Genomic DNA, 23,322 nt, shown 5'->3' with positions numbered 1-23,322 from the left:
AGATAAAATCCAATTCCCGGTCCTCTATTAATTCATTCATTTCCCGGCTGGCTAAAAAAGGTTGCATCGTCAGGATTTGATTTGATAGCTGAGACGAAGGAATCTCTTGAGCAGCGGTGTCAGCTTATCCTCAAACTGCTTCCGGATAATGCCCTGATTGACGCGGGCGCGCACCGGATAAGGATAGATCTTGTCAAACAGTTCCTGTAGCTGAATTCCGGTAGAATTGGCAAGGATAAGTTCCTGGATCATTTCTCCGGCTTCAGGCGCCACCATGCTTCCACCTAAAATTTTCTTGTTCCGGCCAAAGAAATTTCCCTCCGTGATCAGCAACATCAGGCGGCCGTATTGATAATCGCCAATTACAGCGCGGTCATCTTCATTGAAGTCCATTTCCAGCTTTTCATACTTTATACCTTCCTCCTTTAATTGCTGCTCAGAATAACCAAAGACGGCCACCTCCGGATCAGTGAATGTACACCATGAAAAATGCTTATAATCGAGCTTGTTCCTTATGGGGCTGAAAAAGTTATTGAGCACCAGGCGGGCATGAAATTCTGCCCCATGGCTGAATTTCAGTGAAACCACCACGTCTCCGCAGGCAAAGACATTTTTATTGGTGGTTTGCAGGTATTCATCCAGCACTAGTTTATTGTCTTTTGTTTCAATTCCTGCCTTTTCGGGTTTCAGCGAACTAACGTCCACCTCGCGGCCAATGGCGAAATATATGGCATCAAAATGTACCTTTTGGGTGCGGCCATGTTGCGATTCAATGACCAGTGTATTTTTATCCGGAAATGATTTTGCCGTCATTCCGGTAAAAAACTTAACTCCTTCTTCCTCCATTTTTTGCTTCAGCACCGCCACGATCTTCGGATCATCTTCCGGAAGTATACGCTCCTTATCCTGCACCACTGTGACTTTGCTTCCCAGCCGTTGGAAAGCCTGGGCCATTTCCACTCCATTGTTGCCCGCACCCATTACCAGCAAATGGTCTGGCAGATATTTAATATTAAAAATATTTTCGTTGTTATAATAATCAGTTTGCTCCCACCCTTTCACGTCCAATTTTCGAGGACTGGAACCTGTGGCAATTACGATCTGCTTGCCATTGTAAACGTCTCCGTTTATTGTCACTTCATTTTCTGAGCGGAATTCAGGATTCCCCAGCACCACATCCACGTTCATTTCCTTTTGCAGGTACAGGCTGTTTTCCCGCTTTCTTATGATTTCCTGCCGTTCCCGGACGTATTTCAGCACTTTCTCAATATCCGTTTTTCCGGTTGTTGTATATCCAAATTCGCTCAACTGCCTGGAAGCATGGATCATCCGTGAAACCTGGATAAATGCTTTGCTGGGAATGCAGCCGTAATTGAGGCATTCACCTCCAATATCCTTTTCCTCAAGGTCTACAAGAAGAGTTTTAAAACCGGCCTTTCCCATAAAGCCGCTTACGCTGAGGCCGGCAGAACCAGCTCCCAGCACTATAATATCATAATATTTATGTTGAAGCATCACCGGTTTTTAAATTGCGCTTATTACAAAAATTAAGAATTTAAGAATCAAAATCGCGAATTCTTGGCAATTTAAGATAAAACGTCAAGGAGGTGATAAAAAGTCCATTCCTTAAACGGAAGGTTAGATTGTGAAATGGAAAGATCTACGCTGCCGCAGAAATGAATATAAATTAACCGCTCAGCGCTATCCCTCAAGCTCCTCACAGTGGAATCCGGAATTCCTGAGTAGTTCCTTGGTTTCCGTGCGTACGTCAGCACTGGTTTCAATGCGGAGGATCTTATCGCAATCTTCAAGGTCGAAGTTCCAGTGGCCTTCCGGGGCCAGCGCATCCAGCCCGGAGCGCAGCCGGAGAGCTTCAGCCTCGTCCTGAACCGAAGTTCGGAATATCCACACCCATCGCTCAGCCCTACTTTCAGATGGTTCTTCCAGCGCCTGATCCATAATTATTGCTCTTATTATTTTAAAACGGACAATTGAATGTTGCGCAAAAATATTATATCCGGATTGTTTTGACGCATTAATTCTTGTTAATAATTAGGTGCTTAGCTTCTCTTCACTGAACCGGTCATTGGTTTGATAATTATTTTCAGATATAGGAAGCCTGGGTGGGGTTTGTTTAAATATTTGAATAATTTGAATAAAAAAAGCCGCCTATACTTTTTAAATGAGGCAGCCTATAGATTTTTCGGGATCACCATACCTTTTTTAAATGGTTAAAACCATTCTGGGTGTTGGTTGACTTTATGACCCAGGAATAAATTCGTGGGCTATGATCCTGGATTGAACATTTCACAAATCATGATCTCTTCCATAGCCCATGGTTGAAACTGTGGGAAAGGGTGACACAAAATAAACGTAACCATTTCAATGATTTTAAATTTTCGGGACACCGCACATATTTTAACTGGTTAAAACCGCTCTGGATAGTTGCTTGATTTTAATGACCTCACGAATAAATTCGCGAGTTATCCTTTCCCTCCATCCAGCATCCAAACCTTACCGAATTTGTCTTTGACCACTCCGAATAGAGTCCCCCAAAAGGAACTTTTCAATTCATCAATCACTTCACCGCCTTCTTTTAATTTTGCAAAGAGCGTTCGTATCTCCTCTTCATCATCTGAACTAATGGCGATGGACATATCCGTACCGGAGCTAAATCCCGCAGGACTTTTCATGTCGGTTGCCATTAAAACAAGATCTCCGTTTTTCAGCATAGAATGGATAATATCATTCTGCATGCCTGCCGGACACTGAGCAGCCAGGGGCGTTTCTGCAATGGTTTGCAATGTTAATTCTCCGCCACAGCATGTCTTATAAAAGTTCATGGCTTCGCGTGTATTTCCGTCAAATCCCAGGTATGGGTTAATTTTAATTGCCATATCGTTTTGATTTTTTATTGTTGAGCAAGTTGACTTTCATCCATGAATATTATTTCCCACTGGTGGCCATCCAGATCGGCAAAACTGTGGCTGTACATCCACCCATGATCCTGCGGCTCCAGATAGATAGAACCTCCGGCCGCTACGGCTTTTTTTACTATATCATCTACTTCTGCCCGGCTTTTAGCATCAATTCCAATTAATACCTCCATAGCTTTTTTTGCATCTCCTATCTCTTTTTTTGTAAAGGATTTAAAGAAGGGCTCAGTGAGCAGCATCGAATAAAGGTTTTCTCCCAAAATAAGGCAAGCGGCTTTTTCATTTGAGAATTGCTCATTGAAGGAGAATCCGAGCTTGCTAAAGAACTCCCTGGATTTGCCGAGGTCTTTTACCGGCAGGTTTACAAAAATCTGACTGGCCATATAAATTGTTATTTAGTTGAATGAATAATGCAAACGTACTGTCTTTCAACATTCGGAAGAGGGTGCAATCACGGCAACCTGAGCGGCTGATTGCGACAATCTGTAAAAGTCCATTAAATCTCAAGGCAGGCAGAAGGTTACAATTTATTTGAATTCCTTTAGTATATCCAGCACCTCCTCTTCTGAGGTGTTTTGAAGCCACCGCTGTTCCGGTTGCAGACATACCACGGGCGCAAAATCGCATTGGCCCATGCAATGCGTTCTTACCACGCGCAAATCGCGTTTGTCAATCTCCTTCTTTACGAACCTTTTAGCCAATTTAGCTATATCCTTTCCACACTTTTTCAGGCACTTGCTTCCATTGCAGATCAGCAGCAGGTGGCGGGGCGGCATGATGATATTTGACATGGACTGTACTTTAAAATAATAACAATTCTCCGGCTGAAAAATATTCCCGGTTTATAAAATATTTGTGGCTTCATTTATTCTCTGCAATTTTTCAGTTGCCTCTCCACCTCTGAAAGCGGAACAAATCCAAAATCGTTTCCCCAGGCGCTGTTAATGTAATTGATAATGTTGGCCACCTCAATGGGCTCCAGGTCAGGATTGGGAGGCATCGGCTGATTGTAGCGCTTTTCGTTTACCAAAATTTCTCCGTCCATTCCATACATTATTATACACGGCAAATTCTCCTGGTGCTGCTGCAAAAAGTCCGCTCCTGCCAGCGGTGGGATGAGTTGCCTCAGCCCCTCCCCTTCTGAGCCGTGGCAATTCTGGCAATAGATGGAATACAACTGCTCGCCCTGATTTCGTGATTCAAAATGGCATTGAACCGAAAGCAATACCAAGGCAACCGCAGTCAGCCACCGTTTTTTATTCATCCAGTAATATTTTCATATCAGCCATCAGCACATCCACGGATGAAGGATCTGTACCATCATAGGCTCCGCGAATATGCTTCTGCTTATCAATCAGCACAAACGTTCCGCTGTGCAGGAAGCCGCCCGGAGCATCTGCATCTTCCATAGCGCTGGCCAGGTAGTGATCTGCAATTCCATGAAGCTCATCGCGGCTGCCCGTCACGAAATGCCACTTGCTGCTTTTCACTCCTAATTTTTCGGCAAATTCATGCAATTGCTGCACATCATCCGTAACCGGGTCAATGGTGTGGGAGAGCAGGGCTACCTCATCCTCATCCTCAAATTCCTCATATACCCGCAACATCTCCTTCTTCATTTTCGGACAAATGGTAGGGCAGGAAGTGAAAAAGAAATCCGCCACATATATTTTGTCCTCAAAAGTTGAAGGTGAAACAGTATTTCCATCCTGATTCACAAACTGGAATTCCGGAATTTTCGGGTGGCCCTCCTCCCCGGATTCAGCCGTTGACGGATTTCCCAGGTAAGGCAATTGCTTTTTCGATGACGAATCTCCGCAACCATACATCAAGCCGGGCAGTACACACCATACCGCGATCAATTTCCTCCATATCCTCATAATATAAATCCCTTTATTTTTTGAGCGGCAAAGTTGAGAAAAGCAATGGAGAAAATTCAGGGAGCTTTTGGTGGAATTGGGTGAAGGGGGTATAGTTCGGAATATCCAAGAGTTATGAGAAGAGAAAGAAATCCTTTGGTCATAAATCCATAACTGTATTAAATTTACTTTCAATTTTTCTTTGAAGACGACCAAGAATTATTAAACATTTCAAAAATTCCAATTCTCTAATCCAAAACTAAATGAAAGCACCTCAATTCACCAATTTTGCTTGATATCATATTCAGTGGATCAACACAGTACATGGTCAAATTTCACGGTTAGTTGGCGCTTTTTTTAAAAACATCTGGCAGAAGCTAAATAAAAATGCCTTTTAAGTCGTCCATCCCGTTCAGCGAGTTTCCCAACCTATACCTTTCCTACCTATGCGGAAAAAGTTTTCCGTTTCAACAAGGCCTTATCCTACCTCCAAAAGGATTAAATAAATTTGAACCCCTTCCCCCTCTCCGGGTTTTGTATTACAAATAAAAAGAAAAGGCCGCGTGAATATGGCCTACCTTTGCACGCTTAAAATTTATCATTGTATTGCAAAAATTCAGAGATTTAGGACTTTCCGAAGCCACCATTGCCGCCCTTGAGCGCAAAGGCTTTGAAGAACCCACACCCATCCAGCAAAAGGCCATTCCGCTGCTGATGTCGGGAACTGCTGACATAGTAGGCCAGGCGCAAACAGGCACCGGCAAAACGGCAGCGTTCGGACTTCCCATTATTGAAAAGGCCGAAGAAAAATCAAAGCACATACAGGCGCTGATATTAACTCCCACTCGCGAATTGGCTATTCAGGTTGCGGATGAAATAAACAGTTATAAAGGCGGTAAAAAGCTGTCAATCGTCCCGATTTATGGCGGCCAGTCTATGTCGCTCCAACTGGAACGGCTGAGGCGCGGAGTAGACGTGGTGACCGGAACTCCGGGCCGCATCATTGACCATTTGCAACGAAGGACGCTGGACCTTTCCAAAGTCAAATTCGTGGTGCTGGATGAAGCCGATGAAATGCTGAATATGGGCTTTATAGACGATGTGGACCTCATCCTCCAAAAGACTGGTAAAGACAGGAGAACACTCCTGTTTTCGGCTACCATGCCTTCCCGGATCCTGGACCTGGCGAAGAAACACATGGGCAAATACGAACTGATCTCTGTAAAGAAAGAGCAGCTCACAACTCCACTCACCGATCAAATTTATTTTGAAGTAAAAAACCACGATAAATTCGATGCGCTCTGCCGAATCATTGATGTAGAAAAGGAATTTTATGGACTCGTATTTTGCCGCACCAAAGTAGATTGTGACAAAGTAGCCCAAAAGCTGGATGAAAGAGGATATGGTGCCGCCACTATTCACGGAGATATTTCGCAGCCGCAACGCGAAAAAATCCTGAACAAGTTTCGCCAGCGTAAAATGCATATCCTGGTAGCTACAGATGTAGCCGCACGGGGAATTGATATTGTTGACCTTACGCACGTAATCAACTACAGCTTGCCGGAAGATCCTGAGTCCTATGTTCACCGCATTGGGCGGACAGGCAGGGCGGGAAAAGCAGGCACGGCCATTACCTTTATTACGCCTTCAGAATTCAGACGCCTTGCGTTTATTAAAAAAGCGGCCAATGCAGACATCAGGAAAGGTACGCTGCCGGGCCACCGCGAAGTCGTGGAAACCCGCATGAAACGCATCCACCAGGAAGTAGGTGAGATCATCTCAGGAAAGCAATTCAGCGATTACAATGACCTCGCGGCAATGTTGCTGAAAGACCATAGCCCGGAGGAAACCGTGGCCGCGTTGCTGAAACATACCTTCCAGGTGGCGCTGAATCCAGGCCAGCCGGATGCCCTGAACCAGGGAAGCTCTCCCAAAGTGGACATGGCGGGCAAAACGCGTCTGTTCGTGGCAATGGGCAAAAAAGATAAACTCACAGTGCAAACCCTGGCAGAATTCATCAGCACTGAAACCGGCATTGACATGTCCAAAATCGGCCAGGTAGAAGTTTATGACACTTTCTCTTTTATAAATGCTCCATTCGAAGAGGCCGAGAAAATCCTTGAAGTTTTTACCAAAAAGTATGGAAAGAAAACTCCATTGGTGGAACGTGCCCGCGCTGAGAAAAAAGAAAAAGGGGAAAAAAGTTTTAGAAAAAAGACGGAAGGAAAAACGCGTGGATTCAGGGCTGATAAAAAGAAAGCGGCTCCATTAGAAAGAACTGGAAAACGCAAAAGGAAAAAGATCAGATAGCCCCAGCCTCAATCATCTGGCGATTTCATTTTAATAACATACTACTTTCTCTACTCTCTGACCGGAGGCCGAAGATATCCGAATGAGGTAAACTCCGGGAGCAACAGGCGGTACGTTCCATGAAAATTCTTCTGCCCGGCCGGTTCTGGTCTGCGCAAGAACCTGCCCGTTAATTCGTAATAATTCAAGTGTAAAATCTTCATTATTTAAAGCACTTAAATAAATGGTATTTCCACCTGCGGAAAAATCACCGGATTGCAATTTCACGCGGCTTAAATCCCGCGGTGCTTCAATGCCTACGGGCCATTCCATTAATCCCTGGTTTACAAAATGCAATTTAAGGCTGCCGTTATATTTTTTATTAAATAACAGGCTATCGCTTTGCAGGTAGAGTTTCGCAAAATCACTCATCTTCATGTCACGGGCTAAACTGTAAAGACTTGCCAGCATCAGGGCATCAGCCTTATCACGGCCAATGTCGGCCCAGATATTCATTAATGCAGCTACCAATATTTCCGCATCCGTGTAGCTGTTTCCTGCCAAGTCTATCGGGTACTGGCGCTGAGAAGTGCAAAACCGGCCGTCCCAAAATTCGTTGTGACCATCCCAGTTAAAGAGCCGCTCCCACCGGTATTCTTCAAGATTGCGGGAATATGAGCAGGCAAAATAATCGCACAATGCTTCCTCAATCGTTTCCCGCTCTGCGCCACTGCGGGTGCCGGGCGAAGCATATTCTGAGAGCGCATGGCTGAATTCATGGATGATAACATCTGCATCTTCGGCATCATCCACCCCGCCAGTTCCGAAATAGAGCCGCGGATCATTCTGTATTCCAATAAAGGAGGATTGGTCAGCGCCATTATAAGCACGGGCATCTACAGCAATTGAGCGGTTGAAAAGCGAATCATATCCTAGCAAATTGATATGCTCCCGGAATTGCATGAGATGGTATAGCACATTGACTTCTTCAAACAACGAATCGCCTCTTTCATAAAAAAGAGTAGTTCCTTTAAAGAATGGCTGAGCATTAAACGGAGGCGACATTTCCCTGAATTCTACTGATTCACTGCCGAGCCGGTAAGGTTTATTCTCCATAACCAGGTTCATCGGTACGAGCTTGCGCTGTGCATTCAGTTCCGGCACGTTTGCGTCATTGGCGTCCACGTAAGGAGCACCGTACACTGTGTGGGCCGTGCTAAGCGGATCGGGCAGGAAAACCAGCGCCAGCACTTTTCTCAGGCTGTCTTTACGGCCAAAATATGCTACAAGGTTTTCCTCATGCAAAAGATTTGAAGTTGCACCAAATATCCGCTCCACCATCTCCCCTTCCTGCCCCCGGAATATCCGGTAACGCATAGCTCGCTCAGGTTGTCCGTTATTCAACCAAACTACTTCTTCCTTTTCCAGTATTTCCCAGCCATTAAAATTCAATTCTTCAAATATTATCTCTGTATTTAAATTTTTAATATTTAATGAATACGTAGGAACAGAAGGAAAAAGTGAAAGTATTTTATGATCGTTGCTAACATTTACTTTGATATACGCGCCATATACCGGCAATCCCATCAACTGCTGCTGAAAATGGAAATGGCTGCCTACAGGAGAATGCTCCACAGAAACCGTAGTCAGTGAAGCATTATTAAAGTTTAATTGTGGAAAATGATTGAATAAATACTGCCTTACCTCATGTTCCAGTCCGGCCTCTCCTGGGTAGAGCTGGCCATCCGTGGGCGAAAAGACCGCTGCAGAAACCTGGTCGTCCTCTGAGGATTGCGCTAATAATACGACAGGCCAGAGCCATAGAAAAACAAGTAAAATATATTTCATTGCAGTACGCTTATTTCGGGATGATTTTCAAGAAAATTATTTAGAAGTGAAATATTTCCTTTCCTGATATTTATTTCCATTTGACAATCAATGCCAAAATTCTGCCCTACCACCTCGCCTTCCGCATCATCTAACAATTTCATTACGCGGTCAAGTTCCGGGTAACTGAAACTTAGCTTTATCCGCTCAGTTACGTACCGGGATACAAATGTGGTGTGAGAAAGCGCATCTTCGGTGGCGGTGCGGTAGGCATTTATAAGTCCGCCTTTGCCAAGCTTGGTACCGCCAAAGTAGCGCACCACCACGGCCAGTACCTGCGTAAGATTGTGTTTTTGAAGCTGCCGCAAAATCGGCTGTCCGGCAGTGTTGGCGGGCTCTCCTGCATCAGCGGCCCGCTCCCGTTCTCCGCCAGCTCCCAGCCGGGAAGCATAGCAAACATGCTTCGACTTAAAGTGCGCATTTTTGATCTCATCCAACTGTTCCTTCACTGATTCCTCATCCTCTGTTGGTTGGATAAATGCCAGGAACTTACTGCCCTTCTCACGATAATAACCTTCGGCAGGCGAAGCAATTGTCAAATATTCATCAGGAATCCGTTCCATGCGTGAAAAGTAATCAATAAAATAGCAACAAGCGAAAGTCCGAAACCAATCCAGTTTTTGACATTGAGATGCTCATGGAAAAATAGCGCTGCGATGGCGGTGGATAATGCTACGATGCTCACATGATTAATTGGCCAAACCACCGAACCTTCCAGTCCACTTTTTGAGAGTGCAAGCAAAATAAAAAATACCGAGAAAAAATTAACGGTTCCCAGTGGAATTCCCCAAACAAGGTTACGCCATTCCAGCCGTTCATGCTTCAGCACCAGGCGAATGGCCAGCAATATACTCCCTAAAATAAATGCCGAGGTAAAAAGAAAAGTGATGAAGAAATTCTGAGAGCCGCCATTTACAAATTCCTCCTTCGCAATATTTACGAGGGTATCCACAATGCCGCTGCCCAAAAAAGCCAGCACCGGAAACAGCACAAGCGCCCCTTTTCTGAGCGTTACGCCAGCAAATCCTTCAGCAGCTTTTCTTTTATCTTTATTAATAATAAAATAAATGGCCATCAACCCCAGCAATATGCCGGTTGCTTTCTGCCAGGTCAGAACCTCATTGTAAAAAATGATGGCATAAACTGCGGGAATGACCAGCGACATCCGGGAAACGATGCTTCCTGCCGCCACACCAAAAACCTGCGTGGTGCGTGCCATCAGATAAAATACCACAATGAACATCAACCCAACAATAGCAGAAAATATCCACAGAGATTCTGGCAATTCAAAAATTTCCAGGTTCAGCTCTCCATTTACCTGTAGAAAAAAAAATCCCAGAATTACACAGAAAAAATAATTAAATACAATAGCCTGAAAAGTATTTACATCATAATGTTTAAGAAGCCTGAACACCACATAAATACATGATGAGGAAATGATGCAGAGTAATAAGTAGATCAAATTATACAGGGATTAGTGAAATAGTGAGGAGTGAAACAGTAAGCAGTGAAACAGTGAATGATGGGCTGGAGGTTTTATCATATCATTTAATATTTTTTAATTCTAATGTGGGATCCCAGAAATGCATGGCAAAATTCACAACTTTATCATCTTCCACGGTAATGCCTTCGCTTTTCAGGAGCTCCTGCATCAAGGTTTCGGTTGCGAAATGATGCTTGCCGGTGAGCATGCCGTTGCGGTTTACCACGCGGTGAGCCGGGACTTGCGGCACCTGGTATCCGGCCTTGTTCATGGCCCACCCCACCATCCGCGCTGACGAACCGGAGGCAAGATACCTGGCTATTGCGCCATAGCTCGTTACCCGGCCTCTCGGAATTAGCCGCGCAACAGCATACACATTTTGAAAGAAATCCGTTTGTTCGTGCGGCTTCGCTGTTTTCATTTTTATTTATTTCCATTTCCAAATGAAAGTTCAAAGGTCTGGGTTTGGCTACAATTCCACGCAAAGGGGGTTGCTATCTCACTTGTTTTTATTTTTGCCGCCACATATCCTATGAAAAATTCATTGCTCCGTTTTTTCAGCTTCATTTATCCCACACTTATTGTCCTGGCCGTGGTGGAAATTGTATTCCGTCTGATGGGATTTCCCAACGAAAAATTCAATTTTCTGCGGATGACCGATACAGGAATTTATCCGCCAAATGAAGATATGGAACTCACCTGGGGTACTTTTCCATACCGGGTGAAAACCAACTCGCTGGGACTGCGGGGCAACGAGCCAGGAAAAGATACTTCAGCCCTCCGAATTGCCGCTATTGGCGATTCCGTAACCGATGGATTTTTCCTGGATAATGAGGAAATATGGACGCATAAGCTGAATGAGCTTTTCAAATCGCAGGGTGCACCGGCCGAAGTGCTGAATGTGGCGCGGGGACGGGCATCCATTGATAAAGAACTTGCACTGCTGCGGGAAGTGGCGCTCCCTTTAAACCCTGATATTGTGCTCCTCACTTTTACCAGCAATGATATACCTGAACTGCTTGACAAAGACCTGGACGAAATTCTGCGGCTGAAAGCACCTTTCCAACCCCGGAATATGAAACTGACAGACCAGGTTTTTATCTGGCTGATAAATTATTCGGCTGCATGCAACGCGATTTACAGCTACATCTGGGAACAGAAGACCAGTAACTTCTCTGATTACTTCAACCGAGGCATAGACTGGGAACCGGACGAGCACGAGAAAAACATCGCCCTCTTTCGAAAACATTTTGGTGGCGACCAGTGGATCCTTGAAGAACCCTTTTCAGCCAGAACGAATGAACTGGTGGCAAACTACCTGACTGCCCTGCACTTGTTTTTCACAACATGCCGGGAGCAAAATGCGCAGCCGGTTTTCATTTATAATCCCAGCATCGTTGTCGTTTATGAGCCTGAATCTTCTACCCGTATGCCCGAATTAATAGAAGCGATGTGCAAGCAGCACAATGTGCCATTTCTGGATTTAACTCCGGATATGCGAAATGCCGGGCGCGATACAATCATTTTTCTGGCACCTTATGATTTTCATAATAATGCCGCAGGAAATACAGTCATTGCCAATAGTATTTATGAATTTTTGCAGGATGAATTTCCTGAAGAATTAAATCCAGAATTGTGAACGAAGTCCTTAATTAAAATTTCAAACTATTTTTTCGTAAAACAGAATACGCCCATTTTGTACACCATTATTCACATAGCACTTGCCCGCACCTGGCGGGGTGGCGAGCAGCAGGTAGCCTACCTTGTGCAGGAATTGATAAAGCAGGGTTGCCTGCAAGTGGTTGTGGCCGCCAAAGGAAGTGAAATGGAAAAATGGTGTGATGCAAATCAGGTCGAATGCCTGCCGGTCATAAAACGGACTATATACCCCCTGCTGTATGCCAGGTGGTTGAAGCGCCTTTGCCAGCGACTCTCAGCCGATCTTGTGCATGTACATGATGCGCATGCCCATAACCTCGCCTTTGCCTCTGCCCTCAGTGCAAATAAAACCCCGGTGGTGGTGAGCCGGAGAGTGGATTTCAGAATACAGCAAACGTGGATTTCCCGGCTAAAATATAACCACCGGGCCTTCCGCAAGATAATATGCGTGAGCGATGCGATCAAAGAAATAATGAAGCAGGACATTCGCGATCAAAGCAAGCTCGTCACTGTGCATTCCGGAATTGACCTGAACAAGTTTGCCAACCCACCACAGGAAAATTTCCTGCGAAAAGAATTTAACGTGCCGGACGATCATCTGCTTATCGGCAATGTGGCGGCTCTTGCACCGCATAAAGACTACTTTACATTTCTTGATACTATCGCAGTGCTGGTGGCGGGCGGATTGAATGCACGGTTCTTCATGATTGGTGAAGGCGAACAGCGCCAGCCGCTAGAGGCATACATTCGTGAAAAGCAACTGCAGGATCACGTTGTGATGACAGGATTCCGGAAAGACGTGATAAAGCTACTCCAGAGCCTGGACATTTTCCTCGTTACGTCCCAAACAGAAGGATTGGGCACTTCGGTGCTGGATGCTTTTGCTGCCGGAGTGCCGGTGGTTGGCACGCGGGCTGGCGGCATTCCGGAGCTGGTGGCGCATGAACAAACCGGCCTGCTGGCTGAGGTGCAAGACCATGAAGGGCTGGCAGCGCAGGTATTAAGGCTCATAAATGATAAGCCATTGCGCGAAAATATTCGCAGGCAAGCCCTCCAAAAGGTGCAACAGTTTTCCAAAGAACAGACGGCCCATAAGACGCTGGAAATATATCGCCAGGTGGTGGGATGATTTTCTCCCGGACAAAGATTCATCCCTCCGTCCCAATATTTTAAAGTTCGTCCCATTCTTTTACAGGGAAAATTGGCAGTTAATAATTTTGTGCTGAATATTAAATTTCAAAGCAACTGAAATATGAAACGGCTTTTCCCATTTTTACTCCTCATTCTACTTTCCCAACCCGTTCTCCATGCCCAGGAAATACTGACGCAAACGGTGCGCGGTACGGTAACAGACCGCGGAACGCAACTGCCGCTCATCGGGGCCAATATTGTGCTGTTGGATTCAGAACCATTGCGCGGTACCACAACCGACATTAATGGCCGGTTTAGAATTGAAGAAGTGCCACTTGGCAGGCAGAGCCTCCTCATTACTTATGTTGGATATCAGGAACAGCGTGTCAGCAATATTGAGGTGGGAACAGGAAAAGAGGTGGTGCTGAACATTGAACTGGAAGAAAAGGCATTTATGGCCAAAGAAATAACCATTGTGGTTAAAAAGGATAAGAAAGAAGCCAACAACGAGATGGCCACTGTGAGTGCGCGGCAATTTTCAGTAGAAGAAACGCAGCGCTATGCCGGTGCACGGGGCGATGTTTCGCGCATGGCCGCCAACTTTGCCGGAGTATCCGGTTCTGACGATTCGCGCAATGACATCATTATCCGGGGAAATTCTCCGCTGGGCCTGCTGTGGCGGCTCGAAGGCGTGGACATTCCCAACCCAAACCACTTTGGCGGATTCGGCACCACGGGAGGCCCGGTGAGTATGCTAAACAACAACCTGCTCACCAACAGCGATTTCCTGACGGGAGCTTTTCCTGCCGAATATGGTAATGCCGTGGCCGGAGCATTTGACCTGAAGATGCGCAATGGCAACAACGAAAAGCGCGAGTACCTTTTGCAAATGGGTTTTAATGGCCTGGAAGCCGGGGCAGAAGGTCCCATAAATCGCGGCAAAGGTTCCAGCTATCTGGCCAACTACCGCTATTCTACCCTCGGCATTTTTGAGCTGGTGGGAATTAACTTTGGTGTGGTCGGCATTCCGCAGTACCAGGACCTTACCCTGAAGCTCAACTTTCCGCAGACCAAACTGGGAAGCTTCTCCCTTTTTGGCTTGGGCGGCATTAGCTGGATTGAAATGCTGGACTCCGAGCGCGACCCGGATGAATGGGATTTTAACCTGAATGGAACGGATACCCGGTATGGAACGCAAATGGGCGTGGTGGGCTTGAACCATATCGCCCGCATCAACACCACCACCTGGCTCAAGACCACGCTCTCCATAAGCGGACAGAGCGAATTCGCGGAGCTTGATTCTGTGGAGCGGAACGGGTTGCAACCTTCACCATTTTTCAGGGGCAGCACCCGCAATATCCGACAATCGCTTGCCCTTTCGCTCAATAAAAAATTCAGTGCTCACTTTACCACAGAAACCGGTGTGAGGCTAAACCGGATTTCATTCAAAACACTCGACAGCGTGGTGAGCAGGATAAACAACCGCTTTGTAACAACTGCCGAATTTGATGGCAGCACCTACACCCTCCAACCATTTGTACAGGGAAAATTTGCCATTACAGAGCACTTGGATATTTCCGGGGGCATAGCCTCCCAGTTCCTGTTGCTCAATAATGCTATCTCCGCAGAGCCGCGCGTGGGCATGAAATACCGCCCGTGGCGCAGCCATGCTTTCGGCCTTGCCTTTGGCATTCACAGCCAGATGCAGCCCTTGCAGGTATATTTCACCACCACCGAAATGGGCAATGGTACGCTCGCCAAAACCAACATGGACCTGGATTTCACCTACAGCAACCACTATATTTTTAGCTACGATTTTAATATTAGCGAATCATGGCGGCTTAAGTCGGAGTGGTACTATCAGGATATATACAATGTGCCCGTAATGAGCCGTCCAGACGCTTTCAGCATGTTGAACTTTGGGGCAGATTTCGGACTACCCTTCGTTGACAGCCTTGAAAATAATGGTTCCGGCCTCAACTACGGCACAGAGCTCACCATTGAGAAATTTTTCAGCAATAATTATTACCTGCTCTTCACCGGCTCCTTCTTCGAATCGAAATACCGCGGCAGCGACAACATATTAAGAAATACGGCTTTTAATTACAATTACATCCTCAACCTGCTTGGCGGATATGAATTAAAAATAGGCCAAAATAATTTCCTGGCAGGAAATGTAAAAGTATCGTACGCTGGCGGCAGAAATTATACACCCATCAATTTAGAAGAATCGGCAAGAGAAGGCCGCGCAGTTTATAACAACGACCTGGCATATTCAGAACAATACGATCCATTCTTCAAAACCAATGTGTTAATCTCCTTCCGTAACAATAAAAAGAAATACTCCCAGGAATGGATACTGAACGTGGAGAACATATTCAATACGCAAAACATCCTCACCCTGAGCTACGATCCCCAAACCCAGCAAGTGAGAAAAAACTACCAGCTTGGGCTGTTCATCGTGCCGCAGTATAGGATTGAGTTTTAGAGGGGTTGGTTTTGCCTCCGTTTCAAATATTTGTGGCAGGGCATAATCCGGTACGGTGGAACTGATTGATGGAAGCGGTAAGCTGGTGGAAGTTTATAAATCTCAAGGCCAGATTAATATTGCTAATCTGCGCATGGGCGTATACACCGTGAAAATAACATTGAGCGGTGCTGTACATTATAGAAGGCTGGTGGTGGTGAAGTAACACGCTCCTTCCCATAATTATCAACGCCCCATTCTGCTGTACGGAATGGGGCGTTTTTTTTATTATCCCCATTCCACCCAAGAAAGTGTATTGCAGTATTGAGTGGTTTGATTTAGGGCCAAATAATAAATAGCGGAACTCTTTGCAATAGTCCTTATTATTGGCGCTCATTTATCACTCGGCATGACCACATATTTTGTCAAAGAATACCAGCGTGAGCTAGAGAAGCTAATTCAATATGGTGGCTCAAGGAATGAATCGGCAATTCGGGGTGCATTTGATAACCTGCTTGGAAAGTACTGTGACAGCAAAGGCTTGATGCTGATCCCGGAACTGCCCTACGAACTCCCCAACAAAAAGACCGTCCGCCCGGATGGCACAGTGAAAGATTCGCTGCGTCTGCCATGGGGCTTTTGGGAAAGCAAGGACAAGTACGACACGCTGGACGAGGAGATTGCCAAAAAGCTGAAGCTGGGCTATCCAAAAAGCAATATCCTATTCGAGGATTCACAACAGGCGGTGCTGATACAGCATGGGGAAGAAACCATGCGCATCAACATGCGGGACGGGGAGGCGCTGGACCGCCTGCTCAATGCCTTCCTGAGTTACGAACGGCCAGAGGTACGGCAATTCAGGAGTGCCATCCAAAAGTTCAAGGAAGACATTCCAGAGGTGATTGAGGCACTGCGGGTAATGATTGATAAGCAGGCAACGGAAAACCCAAAGTACCGGCAGGCGCGTGATGAATTCCTGCAAATGGGCAAGCAGGCCATTTATGCCGAGCTGAGCGTGGACGATGTGCGCGAAATGCTCATCCAGCACATCTTGACGGACGAGCTTTTTTCCACGGTTTACCATGAATCGCACTTTCACCGCGACAATAACGTGGCGCAGCAGCTACAGGTAGTGATTAACACCTTCTTTAAAGGTGATGTGCGCAGGCAGTTGATGAACCGCGTGCAGCCTTTTTATGGCGCCATCCGGGAGGCTGCGGGCGCCATTAGCAATTATGAGGAAAAGCAGAAGTTCCTCAAGATCGTTTATGAGAACTTCTACAAAGTCTACAATCCTAAAGCGGCCGACAGGCTGGGCGTGGTGTATACGCCCAATGAGATTGTGAAGTTTATGGTGGAGAGCACCGACTGGCTGCTGCATAAACACTTCGGGAAGTTTTTAGAAGACCCGGGAGTTGACATCCTTGATCCCGCTACGGGCACAGGCACGTTCATCACGGACATTATGGAGCACATTAGCAAAGACAAGCTGGAGTACAAGTACCTCAATGAAATTCATGCAAATGAGGTGGCTATACTGCCCTACTACATTGCCAATCTGAACATTGAATACACCTTCCGCCAGCGCATGGGAAAGTATTTGGAATTCCCCAACATCTGCTTTGTGGATACGCTGGACAACATGGACTTTACCGGATATGGCCAGCAGCACGATCTTTTCAGCATTTCGCTGGAAAACACCGAGCGTATCAAGAAGCAGAACCGGAAGAAGATTTCGGTGGTGATTGGCAACCCGCCCTACAACGCCAAGCAGGAATTTTACAACCTGCAGAATGCCAACCGCAAGTACCCCTTCATTGATAGCCGCATCAAGGAAACTTATGTGAAGCAAGGCTCCGCGCAAAACCAGATCGTGCTGTACGACATGTATGTGCGGTTTATCAGGTGGGCAACCGACCGGATTCAGGAGAATGGTATTGTTGCCTTTGTCTCTAATAGTTCCTTCATCAACGGAACCGCGTTTGATGGATTTAGAAAGGTAATTGAGAAAGAATTCAGTTCCCTGTACGTGGTGAACTTAAAGGGAGATGCAAGAACAGCAGGCGAACCCAGGCGCAAGCAAGGCGGGAACATCTTTTCCGATCAAATCAAAGTGGGTGTTGCCATTTACTTTCTAATCAGGAGAGAAGAAGAAAAGGGCGAGCGCATTAAGATTTACTACAATGAGATTGAAGATTACGCAAAGGCTGACCGGAAGTTGGATTTCATTGCCAAATCACGAATAAAAGACATTTCATTTCAGCACATTATTCCGAGCCAAAAGCATAATTGGATCAAACTCACCGATAACAACTTTGACGACTTGCTCCCAATAATAGACAAAAAGGTGAAGACCGGGAAAAGCGAGAAGGCTGTATTTAAACTGTTTAGTTCGGGAATTAAGACCCAGCGCGATGAATGGGTTTATGATTTCAATAAAGATACGCTGGAAAAGAAGGTGAAATACCTGATTGAGGTTTATGAGAAAACCCGGAAGAACCCTAAGTTTTCTGGTAAAATGAGCATTAAGTGGGACAGGGAACTGAATAAATATTTTGAAAGAAACATCAGCAAAACTTATACAACTGATCAAATTATAAAAGGAGCTTTCAGACCATTTGTAAATCAATGGTTTTACTTTGATAGACATTTAAATGCTATGAATTATCAGTGGCGGGAAATAATGGCTGCTCAAGTAAATACGGTTATCACCTTTAATGCACCTGGCAATAGTAAGGATTTCTTTTGCTTAGCCACAGATAAAATTGCCGACCTTCATTTTACAGGAGATTCTCAATGTATTCCGCTTTATCGCAAATTAGAAAAAGGCAGAACCGACAACATCACCGCTTGGGGCCTGAAACAATTCCGCGAGCACTACAATGACAAAAGCATCACGGCCGAGGACATTTTCCACTACGCCTACGCAGTGCTGCACAACCCGCATTACCGCGAGAAATACGCCCAAAACCTGAAGCGTGATTTCCCGCGCCTGCCGTTCTATGAGGATTTCGGCCAGTGGGCAGCATGGGGCAAAGAACTTATGGACCTGCACATCAACTTTGAAAATGCAGAACCCCACCCGCTGAGGAGCGCAATAGAAAAGGGGGAATCGATACCCAACCAAAAATTAAAGACACTGCTAAAAGCCGATAAGACAGACGGGAAAATTTTTCTTTCCAGTGGAAAAACTTCAATCCAGCTTAGCGGCATTCCGCAGGAAGCCTGGCAGTACAAGCTCGGCAACCGCTCAGCCCTGGAGTGGGTGCTGGACCAATACAAACCCAAAAAACCCCGTGACAAAACCATCGCAGAAAAATTTAATACGTACGATTTTGAAGAATATATTTTTGACGTGGCAGAACTGCTGAAGAAAGTGTGTACGGTGAGTTTGAGGACGGTGGAGATTGTGGGAGAGATGGGGGATAATATTAAGATAAATTAATAGTAACCAATGAGTACAGACATCTATAGATTAGATCACCTTCTTAAAATAGACTACAACAGGAATGACTCTCATTTTAGAAATATTCTTCCTGTATTTTATTTAGCAACGGGCATTTATACCTTGGCAGATGAAGTACGAAAAAGAGAAGAGAACGTTTTTCTTGAGCATAAGGGAGGGAAAAATCCCGAACCCGACAAATGGTCTGCTGCACTTACAGAAGGAGTTGAATGGCAACTTCGATGTGCAGCTTTCCGTGGTTAATTTGGTGGGAAATGTCGTGCTTTCCCGCGAGGCTTCAGCTTCCGGTACTTTCTCTCAGACGCTGGATTTGGCAGAGGTTGCTGCTGGGCGGATTGGTGGGGATGTTTGGGTTGGGAAGGTTGTGAGGAGATAGGATTGATCGGAAAGATTTATATTTGGAGCGCAGGTTCTCGTAGGGAGGGCCTGCGCTTTTATCAACCTTAAAAATGATTTACCATGATAACTATTCCATTATTTGAAGCCTGCGTAGCTATCGGAGGTCGACCAAACAAATACATTTCACCCGTGGACTATTTGAATGATGTTACTCAAAACTCCAAAGAAGTTGTGAAAGGAACTTTGTTTGTGGCACTTAGGGGAAATCGCGTGGACGGGCACGATTTTATACGGGAGGCACAAAACTCTGGGGCAATTGCAGCTGTGGTTGAATATGAAGTAAAGGACCTTGATATCAATATTCCTCAATTGATAGTACCCTCTACGGTAGAAGCGTTGGGTAATTTAGCCAGAATTTGGAGAGGGAGACTAAAAATTCCTTTAGTGGCGGTTACGGGTAGCGTTGGCAAAACCAGCACAAAAGAATTGATCGCTCACACATTGGAATGTAAATATAAAACTCATAAAAGCAGGAAGAATTTCAATAATCAATTAGGTGTTCCAATAGAACTTTTGAAATTACAAAAGGAGCATCAATGCTCCGTTGTTGAGTTAGCCATGAGAGGGCTTAATCAAATAAATTATTTGTCGAAGATTGCGAGACCTACTATCTCGGCCATTACCAATATCGGAATGTCCCACATGGAAATGCTTGGAACACGTGAGAATATCGCAAAGGCAAAGGCGGAAATCTATGAAGGCATGGATTCAGAGGCGGTGATCATACTAAATAAGGATGATCAGTTCTTTGATTTTATAAAAGAATTGGCGAACTGCAGGGTGGTTTCATTTGGAGAAAACAAAGATGCTGATGTAAGAATAAGTGATATTCAATTAAATCAGGCTGGCAATCCCACTTTTAGGTTGAATGGGGTCCCTATTACAATGGTTAATTGTTTAGGTAAACATCACGCATATAATGCGGCTATAGCATACACCGTAGGTATGGAACTTGGAGTCAAGCAAGAAGATATAGCCAATCGCATTTCTACTTCTTACACCCCAGAAGGCAGAGGTGTGGCTTCTACAGCCAAAATTGGGGCAATACTTTTAGACAGCACCTATAATGCTGCCCCGGACTCGATAAAAGCAGCTTTATATACCCTTTCTGAAATGAGGCAAAGAGGGAAGCGAACGGTTGCGGTGATTGGCGAAATGTTAGAGTTGGGAACTCATAGTGAAGAAGCGCATCGGCATATTGGGAGGTTAATGGCAAAGCTAGGGGCAGTCGAGGCGCTCGTAACGGTTGGTGAATATGCAAAATTTATTGGTGAGGAAGCAAAAATAAATAATTGGGAGCATTTCGAAAATTCAATTCTCGCCTCAAAACATTTGTTGAATGCCATTGGCAGAAATGACATTGTTCTATTACAAGGATCTCAGGCAGTCTCACTTGAGATAGTGGTAAGAACACTGGAAAATGGCAAATTAGATGTTTGAGCAAGGTAGTAGATATTCAATCTTGGTTCGGATACAGCCCATCGGCAGTTTTTGATAGACAATTTGGGCGGGTCCATGATTGAGTTTGAGCATCGCTGCTCAATAGCTTATTAAGCCCGAAATATGTTCTTAGACCCGCTACTCTTCACCTTATCAAATTCCTTGTCACCTGATTGATAGTGGATCTCTCTAAGATGATCTATGCTTTTAGGATTGCTATTCTTTATAATAGAATAATAATTAAGTTTAATTTTAAAAACCTTGGTTAAGTTGGCCAAGGTTGGCATAATCTCTATCTGAGGCATTCGCTTTTGATTGGATTCATACATAAGATGATAAAAGGTGCTCCAAAAAACTGCGGCTTTATCACAGTAGATTGAATCTGGGGATCCAACAACAGAATAGCAGTGGTATTTGGGAATGAAACGTTGCGCCAGTTCAAAGCGGGCTGCTTCACAAGCAGATAAGAAGAGCCTTCTGTAGGAGAGTTTCTCCTGAATAATATCTTCCAATAAGTCAAACGATATATAATCAAATGTTGTAGAGATTCCTTCTTCATTTCCATGACATGATATATGTAAGAACCCAAAATTAGATTTTTGAAATTCTTTGATCGCATGTTTAAACTCTTTTTTAGTCCTTAAGTAAAAGTAAGTATTTGGAATTTGACAGATATCCAGAATAGATTTAAGTATTTTGCCATCAAGGTTTCCCTTCTTCTCATCCTCTAGTTCCATTGATTCGATTATGAATACTCCGTAGTCGGGCTTGTCATTAATCATCTTCATATGCTCTGGGTTTGGCTTGTCGCAGGTTCGTTATAAAGCCTGCTGTCCTTAAAGACCGGTGATAAACTCTGGTCTTAAAGCATTTTATAATGGTTATTGTTGTAGCATTTCGAACTCACCCCCTGGCGCGAGGATGCCCTCGTGCCTTTGCCGATCTACTCAATGCGTCAATAGCAGCCGTTCGGCCACCAGTTGCGTCACCAACGTCTGCCCTTCCATCTGAAACCGCCTAAGCATGGAGCGGCCTGCATTCACCATCATTTCCTGCTCAAAGTGACACTTTTAGCCAAATTTGCGCTGAGGGGCCAAAGTCAACCGCTTATCTTGATACTTCCGTCATCAACTTCCCTTTTGCAGATGATGCACCTGACCTGAAAAAGATCACGGAGGATTTTTTTGAAAACTATGTGGCTGCCGAATTTTACCATACTTGTGTGTGCGACTTTGTAGTTCAAGAAATCAACAAAACCACGGACGAGGGCAAAAGGAACCGGTTGTTGAACGTGATTGTCCAATACCCCATAAAAGTTTTGCCTATCGAAGGCCATGAGGGCTCCTTCAGTTTGCGCGCGTTTAGCCAAGCGTAACGCGTGCAGTCCAGGATTTTCAGGAGGGCCAACAGGTAAAAAATAACATTCATGCGCAAAAAATATTTTGGCTCTTTTGTCATCAATCCAAAGGTAACGTTGGAAACCATTTCTGTCTTTACTAATTTGGCCCCATGAAAAAGATACGATTTATTACAGCCGCGTTAATGTTGATGCTTCTGATATTGAGCTCCTTTGTGGGAGACGACACACCGGAGAAAAATAGTTTGGGAAAGTTTTTCTCTGTAAAAGGAATTACGATCTTTTACATGGCAGAGCCCATTCATGAGTATGAAATCCTGGGAACTATTAAGGGCGTGGAGGCGACTCATTTTGGCCCGCAGGCAGCTTTGAGCACTGCGATAGAAAAATTCCAAAAGAAAGGCATAGAAGCCGATGCGCTTCTTTTGAAGACGGAAGATATGGATGTAGGTACGATTATAAAATTCAGCGACCCCGAACTTTCGGATGATGAGAAGAATATTGGCAAAACTTCATTGGTAAATAATACTTACATGTTTTTTAAATCAAATCCAATACAAGAGTATGAAGTAATTTGTGAAATAAAAATTGGGCATCCTGGAAATATAGGGCCTGGTGCTATGATGCATGAACTTTGGATGAAAATGAATAGAAAATGCCCTGAAGGAGAAGCACTGATTTTATCTACAAATTTATTAAGAGCCGAGGTAGTGAAATTTAAATAATGAATGCACACCAATTTTTATTGTTGGCTTTTTCCGGCAAAGGCATGCATGCGCCCACCGTGGTGCAGCCGCATCGAAAGATGAAAAGAGGTTAAAGTACATCCCAAGAAAATCTTCAGTTTGCGCGCGTTTAGCAAAGCGTAACGCGTGCAGTCCAGGAATATTAAAGAATAGGTATAGGCGCTTAGGTAGCAATATGTTATTTTTGCTCCATGTTAAAGAGA

Annotated in this window: 22 protein-coding genes; 9 read left to right on the top strand and 13 right to left on the bottom strand. The window is 44.9% G+C overall.

Annotated elements, in window-relative coordinates:
• Positions 1-69: 69 nt before the first annotated feature.
• The 7 genes from WD077_00960 to WD077_00930 form a co-directional block, all read right to left on the bottom strand.
• The gene (locus WD077_00960; GenBank protein ID MEX0965781.1) at positions 70-1,515 is read right to left on the bottom strand and encodes an NAD(P)/FAD-dependent oxidoreductase; all 1,446 of its coding nucleotides are present in this window, start codon (positions 1,513-1,515) and stop codon (positions 70-72) included.
• 186 nt (positions 1,516-1,701) lie between these two features.
• Entirely contained in the window at positions 1,702-1,959 is a 258-nt protein-coding gene (locus tag WD077_00955; GenBank protein MEX0965780.1) for a hypothetical protein, read from the bottom strand.
• A 524-nt stretch (positions 1,960-2,483) separates the two neighbouring features.
• Positions 2,484-2,897: a VOC family protein gene (locus WD077_00950; protein MEX0965779.1), complete on the bottom strand. Its 414-nt coding sequence runs from the start codon at positions 2,895-2,897 to the stop codon at positions 2,484-2,486.
• Between the two features lie 14 nt (positions 2,898-2,911).
• Positions 2,912-3,319: a VOC family protein gene (locus WD077_00945; protein ID MEX0965778.1), complete on the bottom strand. Its 408-nt coding sequence runs from the start codon at positions 3,317-3,319 to the stop codon at positions 2,912-2,914.
• A gap of 144 nt (positions 3,320-3,463) precedes the next feature.
• Positions 3,464-3,727, bottom strand: coding sequence for a (2Fe-2S) ferredoxin domain-containing protein (locus WD077_00940; GenBank protein ID MEX0965777.1), 264 nt, complete (start codon positions 3,725-3,727; stop codon positions 3,464-3,466).
• A 74-nt stretch (positions 3,728-3,801) separates the two neighbouring features.
• Entirely contained in the window at positions 3,802-4,200 is a 399-nt protein-coding gene (locus WD077_00935) for a cytochrome c (GenBank protein ID MEX0965776.1), read from the bottom strand.
• Positions 4,193-4,816: an SCO family protein gene (locus WD077_00930; GenBank protein ID MEX0965775.1), complete on the bottom strand. Its 624-nt coding sequence runs from the start codon at positions 4,814-4,816 to the stop codon at positions 4,193-4,195. Before WD077_00930 ends, WD077_00935 begins: the two co-directional genes overlap by 8 nt.
• 585 nt (positions 4,817-5,401) lie before the next feature.
• Between WD077_00930 and WD077_00925 the strand changes: the two genes are divergently transcribed.
• The gene (locus WD077_00925; GenBank protein ID MEX0965774.1) at positions 5,402-7,105 is read left to right on the top strand and encodes a DEAD/DEAH box helicase; all 1,704 of its coding nucleotides are present in this window, start codon (positions 5,402-5,404) and stop codon (positions 7,103-7,105) included.
• A 30-nt stretch (positions 7,106-7,135) separates the two neighbouring features.
• Here WD077_00925 and WD077_00920 read toward each other — a convergent pair whose 3' ends face one another.
• From WD077_00920 to WD077_00905, 4 genes are all read right to left on the bottom strand, one after another.
• Positions 7,136-8,932 (bottom strand): T9SS type A sorting domain-containing protein, encoded by a 1,797-nt coding sequence (locus tag WD077_00920; GenBank protein ID MEX0965773.1) that lies wholly within the window; start codon positions 8,930-8,932, stop codon positions 7,136-7,138.
• The gene (locus tag WD077_00915; GenBank protein ID MEX0965772.1) at positions 8,929-9,534 is read right to left on the bottom strand and encodes a YigZ family protein; all 606 of its coding nucleotides are present in this window, start codon (positions 9,532-9,534) and stop codon (positions 8,929-8,931) included. Before WD077_00915 ends, WD077_00920 begins: the two co-directional genes overlap by 4 nt.
• Positions 9,507-10,433, bottom strand: coding sequence for a DMT family transporter (locus WD077_00910; GenBank protein MEX0965771.1), 927 nt, complete (start codon positions 10,431-10,433; stop codon positions 9,507-9,509). Before WD077_00910 ends, WD077_00915 begins: the two co-directional genes overlap by 28 nt.
• Positions 10,434-10,515: 82 nt before the next feature.
• Positions 10,516-10,875: an MGMT family protein gene (locus WD077_00905; GenBank protein ID MEX0965770.1), complete on the bottom strand. Its 360-nt coding sequence runs from the start codon at positions 10,873-10,875 to the stop codon at positions 10,516-10,518.
• A gap of 111 nt (positions 10,876-10,986) precedes the next feature.
• Between WD077_00905 and WD077_00900 the strand changes: the two genes are divergently transcribed.
• The 7 genes from WD077_00900 (at position 10,987) to murF (ending at position 21,016) form a co-directional block, all read left to right on the top strand.
• Entirely contained in the window at positions 10,987-12,093 is a 1,107-nt protein-coding gene (locus tag WD077_00900) for an SGNH/GDSL hydrolase family protein (protein ID MEX0965769.1), read from the top strand.
• Positions 12,094-12,150: 57 nt separating this feature from the next.
• Positions 12,151-13,242 carry a glycosyltransferase family 4 protein gene (locus WD077_00895; protein MEX0965768.1) on the top strand — a complete coding sequence of 364 codons (1,092 nt, stop codon included), beginning with the start codon at positions 12,151-12,153 and terminating at the stop codon, positions 13,240-13,242.
• A gap of 123 nt (positions 13,243-13,365) precedes the next feature.
• The gene (locus WD077_00890; protein ID MEX0965767.1) at positions 13,366-15,732 is read left to right on the top strand and encodes a TonB-dependent receptor; all 2,367 of its coding nucleotides are present in this window, start codon (positions 13,366-13,368) and stop codon (positions 15,730-15,732) included.
• Between the two features lie 55 nt (positions 15,733-15,787).
• A complete protein-coding gene (locus WD077_00885) occupies positions 15,788-15,937 on the top strand; it encodes a T9SS type A sorting domain-containing protein (GenBank protein MEX0965766.1) in 150 nt (49 codons plus the stop codon).
• A 183-nt stretch (positions 15,938-16,120) separates the two neighbouring features.
• On the top strand, positions 16,121-19,156 hold the full coding sequence (locus WD077_00880) for a type ISP restriction/modification enzyme (GenBank protein ID MEX0965765.1): 3,036 nt from the start codon (positions 16,121-16,123) through the stop codon (positions 19,154-19,156).
• A gap of 130 nt (positions 19,157-19,286) precedes the next feature.
• On the top strand, positions 19,287-19,553 hold the full coding sequence (locus WD077_00875; GenBank protein MEX0965764.1) for a hypothetical protein: 267 nt from the start codon (positions 19,287-19,289) through the stop codon (positions 19,551-19,553).
• An 83-nt stretch (positions 19,554-19,636) separates the two neighbouring features.
• On the top strand, positions 19,637-21,016 hold the full coding sequence (murF, locus tag WD077_00870) for a UDP-N-acetylmuramoyl-tripeptide--D-alanyl-D-alanine ligase (GenBank protein ID MEX0965763.1): 1,380 nt from the start codon (positions 19,637-19,639) through the stop codon (positions 21,014-21,016).
• Positions 21,017-21,126: 110 nt separating this feature from the next.
• On the opposite strand, the gene WD077_00865 is transcribed toward murF, so the two are convergent.
• Positions 21,127-21,753: a hypothetical protein gene (locus tag WD077_00865; protein MEX0965762.1), complete on the bottom strand. Its 627-nt coding sequence runs from the start codon at positions 21,751-21,753 to the stop codon at positions 21,127-21,129.
• Between the two features lie 772 nt (positions 21,754-22,525).
• Between WD077_00865 and WD077_00860 the strand changes: the two genes are divergently transcribed.
• The gene (locus WD077_00860) at positions 22,526-23,098 is read left to right on the top strand and encodes a hypothetical protein (protein MEX0965761.1); all 573 of its coding nucleotides are present in this window, start codon (positions 22,526-22,528) and stop codon (positions 23,096-23,098) included.
• On the opposite strand, the gene WD077_00855 is transcribed toward WD077_00860, so the two are convergent.
• Positions 23,069-23,322 (bottom strand): hypothetical protein (locus WD077_00855; protein MEX0965760.1); only part of this gene is annotated, 254 nt, incomplete at its 5' end. The two genes, WD077_00860 and WD077_00855, sit on opposite strands and share 30 nt — an antisense overlap.

This window comes from Bacteroidia bacterium (assembly GCA_040880525.1).
Classification (GTDB): Bacteria; Bacteroidota; Bacteroidia; order CAILMK01; family JBBDIG01; genus JBBDIG01.
Note: the sequence above shows the minus strand (reverse complement) of the source record. Positions and strands in the feature narration are given on the sequence as shown.